Origin of the sequence: Aequoribacter sp. (assembly GCF_965659035.1) — a bacterium.
GTDB lineage: Bacteria > Pseudomonadota > Gammaproteobacteria > Pseudomonadales > Halieaceae > Aequoribacter.
This window is the reverse complement of record NZ_CBFHWH010000020.1, coordinates 20,370-32,175: the sequence shown is the minus strand read 5'-3', so window position 1 is coordinate 32,175 and position 11,806 is coordinate 20,370. Positions and strand designations below refer to the sequence as shown.

Genomic DNA, 11,806 nt, shown 5'->3' with positions numbered 1-11,806 from the left:
TCCCGCGCCACATCGTAGGGCAACACCGCTACCGCATCACCGCGCTCGAATAGTTCGCGAGTAATGGCCTCGCTCCAACTCCCGTCAAATTTTCGATGCCGGAGTATGACTTGCCGGACGCCAAAATAACCCCGGAAAACCCAATCCTGTTCTAGTATCTCAACATCCGCTCGGGTGTATTGGGGCGAATACGTCATTTAAATCGTCTTGCCGTAAACCATTGAACGGGGCGCGCCTCTTTTTCTACCAGATCGACAACATCTAAAATCAGCGCAAATAAAGCCATACGCACCAGAACACCATTGTCGGTCTGGCGAAAAATCGCCAAATTCGGGTTGTCGTTAAGATCCACATCCAGCTCACGAGCATTGGCACGACTGTCGCGTGGCAGAGGGTGCATAATCACCGTGTTCGGTTGACAATTTTGGGTGTAAATCGCCTGATTCAAGCGGAAACGCCCTCGGTACAGGTCAGCCTCTTGTGTCGAACTAAAACGTTCTTCCTGCAATCTGGTTGAATACACAATGTCAACCTGGCTAATCGACGCTTCCAGTTGATCCGACTCGATCACAGTATGGCCTGCCTGACGCAAGTGTTCGATTATGTACTCGGGCATGCACAGTTCTTTGGGCGAAACTAAGACGATGTGCAGGTTTTTAAATACCGAAAGCAACTGGCAAAGCGAGTGTACCGTGCGCCCATATTTTAAATCCCCTACCAGCGCTATTCGCAATCCATCGACCCCACCACCCTGGTCCTCGCGCTCTTTGCGAATGGTGTATAAATCCAGCAAGGCCTGGCTTGGATGTTCGTTGCTGCCGTCCCCACCATTAATGACAGGCACCCGACTCGCCGCAGCAAACTCACTGACCGAGCCCGATTCGGGGTGACGCATTGCAATGACATCACTGTAGCCACTGATCACACGCGCGGTATCGTAGAGCGATTCGCCTTTAGCAATGGCACTGTGCTCAAATCCGGTGGTCTCGCGGACCTCGCCTCCGAGCAAGTTGAAGGCACTACCAAAGCTCACTCGCGTTCGGGTCGAGGGCTCAAAAAACATCGCACCAAGAATCGCGCCGTCCAAGGCCTTGGTCATGAGTTCACGCTCTGCAAATGGGCGCATGCGATCAGCCACCGCAAATACGTGTTCTACATCTGCGCGTTCAAACTGTGACACCGATAAAATATGACTGCCGGCGAACTTCACACAAACTCCTTTTAAAGCGCTATTCCAGCGCTAACAATGTGTCCGAATAAGATTCTAATGCATCCATCAACTGCATAGCTCGTGGATCATCGCCTGAAACTTGCCGTATTACAGCAATTTCCTCGAACAAACGCTCCATGTGCATCGTGCCCTGATCTTCGCGCGTTATACGCTCAAAACAATATTCTTGCCACTGCATTTTTTCATCAAGGGATAGGGTGTCAGGAAAGTTGCGCGCGCGATATCGAAACAACAATTCACCCAAACGACGATCCTCAAAAGGGAAGCTGCTTCGAGCTAATATCTGCGGGGAGGCGCTTTTAATTTGGTCGCACAAGCGTCTATCACCATCAGACAGAAACCCGCCGTACAAGTCCCACTCGGGGTCAGTCGGCTCCGCGACACGCTTGTGAGCGTACACATCGCGCAATAGCGCTAGCAATTCATTGCCTCGCTCTTTTACCAACGCCTGCAGAGCTTTCATGTTTTCGCGCAAGGCGGCCAAATCCAAATTCGCTCTGCCCGCGACTTCGTCGGTCATCATTTTTGCTGGTGCGATAAACGGGGCTCGATTTATGTGAATCGATTTAAGCGCGGGGCGTTCGCCCTCAAGTTGATCGGCGGGCGTATACAGGCGCTGACGCAATTCATCGGCCGAATAATCCAAGAGTTTTTCAGGCGGCTGACTCAAGTCGATGGTAATAATCTCGTTTTTATTGGTCGGATGCTGAATGGCTGGTACCACCATGCCAATGTTGGCATGACGTGCGCCGAACATACCCGAAACATGCAGCACCGGACGCCACTGACCTAGCGCCAACTGTTCTTGCGCAGCGCGTTTAAAACGCAGACCTAAGTAATACTCGAACAGTTTAGGCTGCTTGGTTTTGATCAGTTTTGCCAATTCGATGGTCGCTTTGACATCTACTAAGGCATCGTGCGCACCCGCGTGCTCGATACCGTTTGCTGCCGTTAAACGCTCAAGCTTAGCCGACATATATCCTTCGTCAGACATCGGCCACTCGATCCCCTCAGGCCGCAGCACATAGCTCGCCCGCACAAGATCAATCAAATCCCAACGGGAATTACCATCTTGATACTCGCGGCCATAGGGATCAAAAAAATTTCGGTACAGGGTGTAACGCGTGACTTCGTCATCAAAACGCAGTGAGTTGTAACCTACCCCGCAAGTCAAAGGCTGACTCAATTCGGCATGAATTCGCGTGATAAAGTCTCGCTCAGACAGCCCTTTCTGTAGCGCTTCTTGTGGTGTTATACCGGTAACCAGTACCGCCATCGGGTTGGGCAAGTAATCGGGCGTCGGACGTGAATAGACGACAAGCGGATCGCCTATAACATTCAAATTTGCGTCGGTTCGTAATCCGGCAAACTGGCAAGGGCGATCCTTTGCAGGACTCGCCCCGAAGGTTTCGTAATCGTGCCAGTAAAAGGTATCAGACAAGCTCGAGTGCCTGCTCTTCGATTTTGGCGCGCCATTCCTGCGGTCCAGTTTGATGCACTGACACACCATTTACATCGACCGCGACGCTCACGGGCATGTCTTTGACTTCAAACTCGTAAATAGCTTCCATGCCCAACTCTTCAAAAGCGACAACACGTGACGAGGTGATTGCTTTAGATACCAGATAAGCCGCGCCACCCACCGCCATTAAATAAACCGCCTTGTGCTTCTTAATGGCTTCGATTCCGGCGGGGCCCCGCTCAGCTTTACCGATCATGCCCAACAAGCCGGTTTTTTCGAGAATAAAGTCGGTAAACTTATCCATGCGAGTAGACGTCGTTGGACCCGCAGGACCGACTATTTCGTCACGCACAGGGTCAACGGGACCCACGTAATAGATAAAGCGTCCTTTCAAGTCCACACCTTCGGGTAACCCTTCACCGCTTTCAATTAATTCTTTCATTTTCTTGTGCGCCGCATCACGACCGGTCAACATTTTGCCTGACAGCAGAAGGGTATCACCTGGCTTCCAAGAAGCAGCCTCTTCTTGCGTTACCGTATCCAGATTCACGCGGCGAACCGAGTCACCTACTTCCCAAGTAATATCAGGCCAATCATTCAGATCGGGGGGTGTCTGTAGCGCGGGACCCGAGCCGTCTAGCACAAAGTGTGCGTGGCGAGTGGCGGCGCAGTTTGGAATCATTGCGACGGGTAAAGACGCAGCATGCGTGGGGTAGTCTTTGATTTTAACGTCTAGCACGGTCGTTAATCCGCCCAAACCTTGGGCTCCGATACCCAAACGGTTTACCGCATCCATAATTTCCAGACGCAGTTCTTCGACGCGATTCGACGGGCCCCGTTTGCGCAATTCATGAATATCGATCGGGTCCATCAAAGATTCTTTGGCCATGACGGCGGCCTTCTCTGCCGTGCCACCAATACCTATCCCCAGCATTCCCGGTGGGCACCAGCCCGCACCCATGGTAGGTACAGTTTTGACCACCCAATCCACGATATTGTCAGACGGATTCAACATCGCCAACTTAGATTTGTTTTCAGAACCACCACCTTTTGCCGCCACCTGGACATCGACGGTATCGCCGGCCACAACCTCCATATGAATAACGGCAGGCGTGTTGTCTTTGGTATTGCGGCGCGCACCAGCTGGATCCTCGAGAATCGAGGCACGCAACACGTTGTCGGGGTGGGTGTAGGCGCGACGTACGCCCTCGTTGACCATATCAGCAACCGACATGGTCGCATCCCAAACCACATTCATCCCAATTTTTAAAAAGACGGTAACGATACCGGTATCCTGGCAGATTGGTCGCTTACCCTGTGCGCACAACCTTGAGTTAATCAAGATCTGCGCCATGGCATCCTTCGCAGCTGGGTTTAATTCGTGCTCGTAAGCTTGATGTAAGGCCTGTACAAAATCCTTAGGGTGATAGTACGAAATAAACTGAAGAGCGTCGGCAACGCTATCGATAAAGTCGTCTTGGCGAATAACGGTCATGGGGTCTCCGATTTAGGGGCTAGAGGGTGTCGCTGGTGCTTCCAACTCGCGCACCGCGCGCTGTAAGTCGCTGAGTGTGGTATTTACTTGACGGCGGAAGGCGTTGATCGAGCCAATCCACTCTTCATTACCCTCGACCCGCTTAGATAGTGCCGCGAATTGCAGGGTTAACTTATTCACTTTATCTGCGGTGCGCTCAAGTGCGGTCTGATTACTTGACGCATTCGCAGTCAGCCGCTCCAAATCCGAGGCAACCGACTTTAATGCAGCCATGTCTTTACGCAGCAAATCCAGCATGGCCGTGGTTTGAGCTCGCTCGTCGATCGCAGTTTTATCCGCTGAAACTAAAGCCTTAAGAGCTTTATCTTGATTGGTAGACGCTTTTTGTAAAGCTTCGATATCAGCCTTATTACGTCGCCACGCGCTGGCCCAGAGTTTATCGACTTCGGAGTAAAGCTCTTTGATACGAACCGCCATTTGCGCAGCGTTCTGACTTAATCCTTCATCGGTATCGGCAAGCGCTGCTTCGAGCTCCATAATTCGCTCGTTATGACGCTCCATAATGTGGCTAGCTTCCACTAACTGCTGCTGAAGTTGCCATGACCAAATGACGCTTGCCACGGCGACGGCAAGTGCAACGAAAACAAACGTGGCGGTGAATATTCGGGCACCAAGGCCAGAGGCTGCTGGGCGCCGAGAACGTTGCTGAGGTCGACGATCTTCGTCGGCCTCAGCAACTATCGAGGTTAGGGGTTCAAAATCGTCGGCCATGCGGCTGTTCCAATTAAAAACCCAATTATACCCTGCGCAGGACTGCGCAGAAACCCTCTAAAGATAGCTAACGATACCCCAAAGGACGAGAGTTAAGCCCAAGCTTGCATGAACGACGCCCGGCACTGATTTCAAAATACCCAACTTGCCAAAAATCGCATTGATCTCAAGTAGCAATACAATACCTGCACCCACGTAAAAGGCCTGCGGGGAGCCACCTACAGCGTAGTGTGATGCCGCCAACATACCAAATAACATCGGGCCAGAAAATAAGGTGTTTGTGCGTGATGCCAAGGTCGCTTTTGCGCCAGCTGCAGCACCGTCGCCCTCTTTCATTCCCAACACGATTTGCTGGTTAGGCCAGATGATCAGCCAGACATTCAAGAACATCAACGTACCCATCAAAACGCCCAGCCAGATCAGTGGTCGATCTGCCATCGACGTGAACGAGTAACCACCCAGGTGAAGAAGTGCCAATCCGGTCACGAAGGTTGCAGCAGCACCCCATCGGAACCACCACAGTGCGCGAGGCGCCAATTTTTTCATTGCGTCTGATTTTGCGCTGGGCTCAGCTTCTGCAAAATATGCCATCTGCACAAAGTTAAAGTAGTACAGCATTCCGATCCACACCACCCCAAACAACACGTGGAACCATCGTGCCAAAAAGTTTAATTCGACCATTCTTCTTGTCTCCTATGACCTAGCCTTTTACGTTATAATACGCGCTCTGGTAGTTTTAACTACCTTGTACGCTGCACCGACGCCAACTACAGCACGGCGTCAGCCAATTCATTCTAACCACCTTTTTGGAGACTGACTATGTCTTTTGAACTCCCTACACTGCCTTACGCCAAAGATGCACTTGAGCCACATATCTCAGCCGAAACACTCGAGTTCCATTACGGCAAACATCATCAAACCTATGTTGATAAATTAAACGGCTTAGTTGACGGCACCGATATGGCCTCAAAAAGCTTGGAAGATATCGTTAAAACCTCTGAAGGCGGCGTCTTCAATAATGCAGCTCAAGTGTGGAACCACACATTCTATTGGAATTGCCTATCACCCAATGGTGGTGGTGACGCGACTGGCGCGATTGCTGACGCCATCACAGCAGCCTTCGGCTCGTTTGACGCGTTCAAAGAACAGTTCACCAACTCTGCAATCAACAATTTTGGCTCAGGCTGGACCTGGCTTGTTAAAAATGCAGATGGTAGCGTTGCCATCGTCAATACCAGCAATGCAGCCACGCCCTTAACGGATGCATCAGTAACGCCGCTGCTGACCGTTGACGTTTGGGAACATGCCTACTACGTTGACTACCGCAACGCCCGCCCCAAATACATGGAAGCGTTCTGGGCTTTGGTTAACTGGGACTTTGTGAACGCGAACTTTGCTTAATAAGACCCCGGCGCCACCTTTGGTGGCGCCAATCAGTTACCTTCTTGCGCTAACCGCTCGAATCGATCGCGAACCATAAAAAGCATTAACAAAGATGGCAGCACCATCAGTGCGGTCACTACGAAAAAACGTTCCCAAGAACCCAGCCAATCAACAGTAAAACCACTAAATCCGGCCAAGGTTGTTCGACTCAAATTCCCCAGTGATGCCAGTAAGGCGTATTGCGTTGCGCTGAATGCCCTACCGGTAAGAGCGGTCAAAAACGATACGAAAGCAACCGTAGAGAAGGCTGTTGTGAAATTATCAACGATGAGCGTAAGCAAGAGCAGCCATTCCAATGGACCTGCCGCAGCAATGATCGCGAACATTAGGTTACTACCGGCCATGGCGATACCGCCAATTAACAGACCTTTCACCACACCGTAATGGGTATTGAATAGACTTCCCAGTATCGTAAAAGCGATAGTAATCATCCAGCCAAACAGCTTAGTGTACTCGGCGATTTGCTGATTACTAAAGCCAACCTCTTTGTAGAACACAATCGACATTCGGCCCAGAAAAGCCTCACCAATTTTAAACAGGAATATGAACAACATCAGCGTTAGAGCAACACGCACGCCATTCTTCCTAAAAAAGTCAGCAAAGGGCTCGACAAAAGTCACCAGCAACCAGGCTTTTACACCGCTTGCCCGCGAGTAGCGAGCAGCTGCTTGTTGTTGAAGCGCATCGCGATCTAACTTGGGTTCGCCAACCATCAGCGTCGCACAGATTAACAGTACGAGAACGACAGCCATTAACCCGTAGACCTGATTCCAGCCCAAACCATCTGCATTGCTAAACGCCAGATAACCCGGCAGAGAATACCCTGTCCACCAACCAATAATGGCAAGCGCCGCAGCAGGAGGCAAAAATTTCTGCTCTTGGGGGGCAAATTGATCAATACGATAAGCGTCGACGGCGATGTCTTGAGTCGCACTGCAGGTGGCGATACCCAGCGCTATAACGCCAGGCAACCACAACCCCAATGAGAGGTCGACCTGAGTAATCGCCAACACCAACACCAACATAAGCAACTGCATACTCAAGATCCAGCTGCGACGCTGACCTAACCTTGAGCTCAGCACCGGAATACGCACACGATCAATCAATGGCGCCCAAACAAAGTTCACCGCGTAGACAGTGGCAACTGAACCCATCAGGCCTACTTGCGCTCGCGAGATGCCGGCATCGGTCAGCCACCCGCTAAAGTTCGAGCCAATCAAAACGAAGGGGAAGCCCGAAGAACACCCCATAAGAAATATCCACAGCAGCCGGATATCTTTATACGTTTGTAGGGTTGTTTGCCAATTCATAATCACTGAGTCCGCCGCAGCTGTCCGCGTAAAGGGTGTACTGACTTCTTTGGTCACGCCGCATGCCACGACGCGGTGATTGTGTCACGCCTGACTGACGCTGACAAAATTATGCGAGCTGATCTCATAAAGAAATCGACAACGATGACTTACTTATCGAATTCTGAAAGACGCCGAGACTTTTCGAATGACAGTATCAAGCTGAAGGTGTATGTTCAGCGCCTCGAATATTGGAGTACTACTATGCTAAGCGTAAACGAATATTTTGATGGTAACGTAAAGTCTATTGCCTTTGCGGGCGCAGAGGGCGGCGTAACCTCGGGGGTTATGGCCCCTGGAGAATATACGTTTGGTACAAGCCAGCATGAGCTCATGCAGGTCGTTTATGGCGAGCTCGTTGTCCGTTTGCCTGGATCTGACGCTTGGCAATCTTACTCAGCTGGCAACCAGTTTGAGATAGAAGCCAACCAATCGTTTGAAGTAAGAGCGGAGACAGCTACCGCGTACTTGTGTTTTTACAGTTAAACGTCAAACATTGGAACAATCGCTGCAGCGCTTCAGGGGCTACAGCGATCTTACCAGAAGCTTTGTGAGGAACCTGTAGTCTAGATTCGTATGCCACCATCCGTTTCAATGACCCGACCTGTCAGGTAGTCATTCTCAAGAATAAAGGCGACAGTCGATGCAATTTCTGAGGGCTCACCCACTCGACCCAGAGGTATTTGCGCAGACATTTTAGCTAAAGCTTCAGGCTTCATGGAGGCAATCATTTCTGTACCAATAAATCCGGGCGCGATCGCCATGGCGCGAATGCCAAATCGAGCCAGCTCTTTCGCCCAGGTCACTGCCATGGCCGCAACACCTGCTTTAGCAGCCGAGTAGTTGGTTTGGCCAATATTCCCCGCGCGTGACACCGACGAGATGTTAATAATAACGCCCTTGGTACCCAGCGAGACCATGCGCTCGGCGGCTTCTCGGCCACACAAAAATACACCCGTTAAGTTTACATCAATCACCGCTTGCCACTCAGCCAAGGACATTTTCTTGACGATTTCGCCATCTTTGACCTTCAGCAACATACCATCGCGCAGAATACCGGCGTTGTTGACGAGTCCATCTAATGCACCAAAATCTCGAACAATAGCGTCAAAGGTATTGATAACACTTTGCTCGTCAGCCACGTTGGTGACGTAAGCACGCGCCGTCGCTCCCATATCGGCAAGCTTGCTAACAGCCTCTTCCAAACGCTCGGCGTTTACGTCAATCAGCGCAAACTGAGCGCCCTTTCTCGCTAAACCCTCGGCCATACTAAAGCCTAAACCTTGGGCGCCGCCGGTTATCGCAATCACTTTGTTGGTTAGATCCATTTTCATACACCTCTTGAAAAAACAACGATTGTACCCGATTAACAATAGTAAGAAGACTGTAGTGTCGGTTTAGCACCCAATGTTACAGTGGATGTGACCGCGGAGGTGCCCATGCAACTGTTCATTTTATTATTCCCATTTTTAGAGCTCTTTACGCTTATAGAGTTGGGTGACCACATCGGGAGCCTCAATACTCTGTTCTATGTGCTTGCAACCTTTTTCGGTGGTTTAACGCTACTGAAGCAGCAGGGACTAAGCATGCTCAAGCAAGCACAGGCGGCGCAAACGGGTCAGCCTTGGATCTCCAGCCGCCTGTTGCTCGACGACATGGCAATTGGCTTCGCGGCAATACTGTTGATGATTCCAGGCCTGCTGTCTGACATCAGCGCTTTATTTATTCTAATCTCGCCCTTACGCCGAAAGCTTGCTTCGATGCTAGGGCAAAAAGCCCCCGAACAAACCACTTTTTACGATAGAACAACCGACAAAAATTTCACAATAATCGAAGGCGAATACGAAGAGAAAGATCGAGAATAGACACAACTCATTGATAATAAAAGCAATACTCCTTAATAAAAAATTTTTAGCACTCTACACAAAAGACTGCTAAGTAGCCCTTGAAATCGGTATACGCACCCCCATATAAAGAGCAGCCCTGATTAAGGGGTGTCTATAACATCTTATTAGTGGAGATTGACATCAATGAATATTCGTCCGTTGTACGACCGTGTGGTCGTTCGTCGTAAGGAAGAAGAGCAAACCACAGCTGGCGGCATTTTGTTGCCCGGCTCTGCGAAAGAAAAACCCAACCAAGGTGAAGTAGTAGCTGTCGGTACAGGCAAAGCTCTGGATAACGGCGAAACTCGCGCCATGGCAGTTAAAGTCGGCGATAAAGTTGTGTTTGGTCAGTACGCTGGCAGCAACACTATCGAAGTCGACGGTGAAGAATTAATCATTATGAGCGAAAGCGAAATCTACGCTGTCGTAGAGTAATAACGCTTGTGTTTCACACTAACAGTCAAGGAATTTAATCATGGCAAAAGAAGTAGTATTTGGTGATAAGGCGCGTCAGCGCATGTTGAAAGGCGTTAACACTCTAGCTGACGCCGTTAAAGCAACTTTGGGCCCCAAAGGTCGTAACGTTGTACTAGACAAGTCGTTCGGTGCTCCTACCGTGACTAAAGACGGTGTTTCTGTCGCGAAAGAAATCGAGCTGAAAGACAAGCTCGAGAACATGGGCGCGCAGATGGTTAAAGAAGTCGCCTCTCAAGCGTCTGATGTCGCAGGTGACGGCACAACCACTGCAACCGTTTTGGCTCAGTCTATCGTTAACGAAGGCCTGAAAGCCGTAGCTGCCGGCATGAACCCAATGGATCTTAAGCGCGGCATCGACAAAGCGATTGCTGCAGCCGTTGAGAAAGTATCAGCCGCGGCGATTCCATGTGAAGACAAAAAAGCGATCGCTCAGGTAGGTACTATCTCAGCAAACAGCGACAGCCAAGTCGGTGACATCATTGCCGACGCAATGGAGAAAGTCGGTAAAGAAGGCGTTATCACGGTTGAAGAAGGTTCTGGTCTTCAGAACGAACTCGACGTAGTAGAAGGTATGCAGTTTGATCGCGGTTACCTGTCGCCTTACTTCATCAACAACCAAGACAACATGAGCGCAGAAGTCGATTCGCCCTTCATTTTGTTGGTTGACAAAAAAATCTCGAACATCCGCGAATTGCTGCCTTTGCTTGAGCAAGTAGCAAAAGCATCTAAGCCTTTGGTTATTATCGCTGAAGACGTAGAAGGCGAAGCGTTGGCCACTTTGGTTGTTAACAACATGCGTGGCATCGTGAAAGTTGCGGCCTGTAAAGCACCTGGCTTCGGCGATCGTCGTAAAGCTATGTTGCAAGACATCGCGACCCTGACCGGTGGTGTTGTGATTTCTGAAGAAGTGGGCCTAGACCTAGAGTCAGCCACTTTAGAGCACCTAGGTACTGCGAAGCGCGTCACCATGGACAAAGACAACACCACCATCATTGATGGCGCAGGTGATGCCGAAGCCATTCAAGCTCGCGTTAAAGAAATCCGTGTTCAGATTGAAAACACCTCATCCGACTATGATCGCGAAAAACTGCAAGAGCGCGTTGCGAAATTAGCAGGTGGCGTTGCGGTCATTAAAGTGGGTGCGGCTACTGAAATCGAAATGAAAGAGAAGAAAGCACGCGTTGAAGATGCGCTGCACGCGACTCGCGCTGCGGTTGAGGAAGGCGTGGTAGCGGGTGGTGGTGTCGCATTGGTTCGCGCTTTGATGGAAATTCAAGGCCTGACTGGTGATAACGAAGATCAAACCCACGGCATCAACGCTGCACTTCGTGCAATGGAAGGACCACTGCGTCAAATCGTTGCGAACGCTGGCGACGAAGCCTCTGTAGTACTCGACAAAGTTAAAGCCGGTGAAGGCAACTTTGGCTACAACGCGGCGACAGGTGTCTACGGTGACATGATTGAAATGGGTATCCTTGACCCAGCTAAAGTAACTCGCACAGCGCTTCAAGCCGCGGGTTCAGTTGCTGGTTTGATGATCACCACCGAAGTTATGATTACCGACATCGTTGAAGAAAACGGTGCCCCTGCAATGCCTGATATGGGCGGCATGGGCGGTATGGGCGGCATGATGTAAGCTAGCCTTACGCTTAACGGAGAGCCCAGTAGCCCAGGCTACTGGGCTTTTTTTTG

General features: G+C 50.4%; 12 protein-coding genes and 1 pseudogene. 5 read left to right on the top strand and 8 right to left on the bottom strand.

Annotation, left to right across the window (positions count from 1 at the left end):
- The 6 genes and pseudogenes from nudF to ACTF5Z_RS05215 form a co-directional block, all read right to left on the bottom strand.
- Positions 1-197, bottom strand: a pseudogene (gene nudF, locus ACTF5Z_RS05240) (ADP-ribose diphosphatase); the annotation flags it as partial.
- A complete protein-coding gene (locus ACTF5Z_RS05235; protein WP_438984768.1) occupies positions 194-1,210 on the bottom strand; it encodes an aspartate carbamoyltransferase in 1,017 nt (338 codons plus the stop codon). The gene ACTF5Z_RS05235 and the pseudogene nudF, both read right to left, overlap by 4 nt.
- Positions 1,211-1,229: 19 nt before the next feature.
- The gene (gene sbcB, locus ACTF5Z_RS05230) at positions 1,230-2,672 is read right to left on the bottom strand and encodes an exodeoxyribonuclease I (RefSeq protein WP_438984767.1); all 1,443 of its coding nucleotides are present in this window, start codon (positions 2,670-2,672) and stop codon (positions 1,230-1,232) included.
- Positions 2,665-4,188 (bottom strand): fumarate hydratase, encoded by a 1,524-nt coding sequence (locus ACTF5Z_RS05225; protein ID WP_438984766.1) that lies wholly within the window; start codon positions 4,186-4,188, stop codon positions 2,665-2,667. The genes sbcB and ACTF5Z_RS05225 overlap by 8 nt, the downstream gene beginning before the upstream one ends.
- A gap of 12 nt (positions 4,189-4,200) precedes the next feature.
- Entirely contained in the window at positions 4,201-4,959 is a 759-nt protein-coding gene (locus tag ACTF5Z_RS05220; protein WP_423849696.1) for a hypothetical protein, read from the bottom strand.
- Between the two features lie 57 nt (positions 4,960-5,016).
- Positions 5,017-5,640, bottom strand: a complete 624-nt coding sequence (locus ACTF5Z_RS05215) for a urate hydroxylase PuuD (protein ID WP_438984765.1) — start codon at positions 5,638-5,640, stop codon at positions 5,017-5,019.
- 138 nt (positions 5,641-5,778) lie between these two features.
- On the opposite strand from ACTF5Z_RS05215, the gene sodB reads away from it, so the two are divergent.
- Positions 5,779-6,360 (top strand): superoxide dismutase [Fe], encoded by a 582-nt coding sequence (gene sodB, locus ACTF5Z_RS05210; protein WP_423849694.1) that lies wholly within the window; start codon positions 5,779-5,781, stop codon positions 6,358-6,360.
- 32 nt (positions 6,361-6,392) lie between these two features.
- On the opposite strand, the gene ACTF5Z_RS05205 is transcribed toward sodB, so the two are convergent.
- Positions 6,393-7,712 (bottom strand): AmpG family muropeptide MFS transporter, encoded by a 1,320-nt coding sequence (locus ACTF5Z_RS05205; RefSeq protein ID WP_438984764.1) that lies wholly within the window; start codon positions 7,710-7,712, stop codon positions 6,393-6,395.
- Positions 7,713-7,955: 243 nt separating this feature from the next.
- Here ACTF5Z_RS05205 and ACTF5Z_RS05200 point away from each other — a divergent pair, with 243 nt between their 5' ends.
- Positions 7,956-8,237 carry a pyrimidine/purine nucleoside phosphorylase gene (locus ACTF5Z_RS05200; protein WP_438984763.1) on the top strand — a complete coding sequence of 94 codons (282 nt, stop codon included), beginning with the start codon at positions 7,956-7,958 and terminating at the stop codon, positions 8,235-8,237.
- Positions 8,238-8,317: 80 nt separating this feature from the next.
- On the opposite strand, the gene ACTF5Z_RS05195 is transcribed toward ACTF5Z_RS05200, so the two are convergent.
- On the bottom strand, positions 8,318-9,118 hold the full coding sequence (locus tag ACTF5Z_RS05195; protein WP_438984771.1) for an SDR family oxidoreductase: 801 nt from the start codon (positions 9,116-9,118) through the stop codon (positions 8,318-8,320).
- A gap of 72 nt (positions 9,119-9,190) precedes the next feature.
- Between ACTF5Z_RS05195 and ACTF5Z_RS05190 the strand changes: the two genes are divergently transcribed.
- The 3 genes from ACTF5Z_RS05190 to groL all read left to right on the top strand — a co-directional run bounded on the left by ACTF5Z_RS05190 (position 9,191) and on the right by groL (position 11,750).
- The gene (locus tag ACTF5Z_RS05190; RefSeq protein WP_438984762.1) at positions 9,191-9,616 is read left to right on the top strand and encodes an FxsA family protein; all 426 of its coding nucleotides are present in this window, start codon (positions 9,191-9,193) and stop codon (positions 9,614-9,616) included.
- A gap of 165 nt (positions 9,617-9,781) precedes the next feature.
- A complete protein-coding gene (locus ACTF5Z_RS05185) occupies positions 9,782-10,072 on the top strand; it encodes a co-chaperone GroES (RefSeq protein ID WP_009575594.1) in 291 nt (96 codons plus the stop codon).
- 37 nt (positions 10,073-10,109) lie between these two features.
- Positions 10,110-11,750: a chaperonin GroEL gene (groL, locus tag ACTF5Z_RS05180; RefSeq protein WP_438984770.1), complete on the top strand. Its 1,641-nt coding sequence runs from the start codon at positions 10,110-10,112 to the stop codon at positions 11,748-11,750.
- Positions 11,751-11,806: the final 56 nt, after the last annotated feature.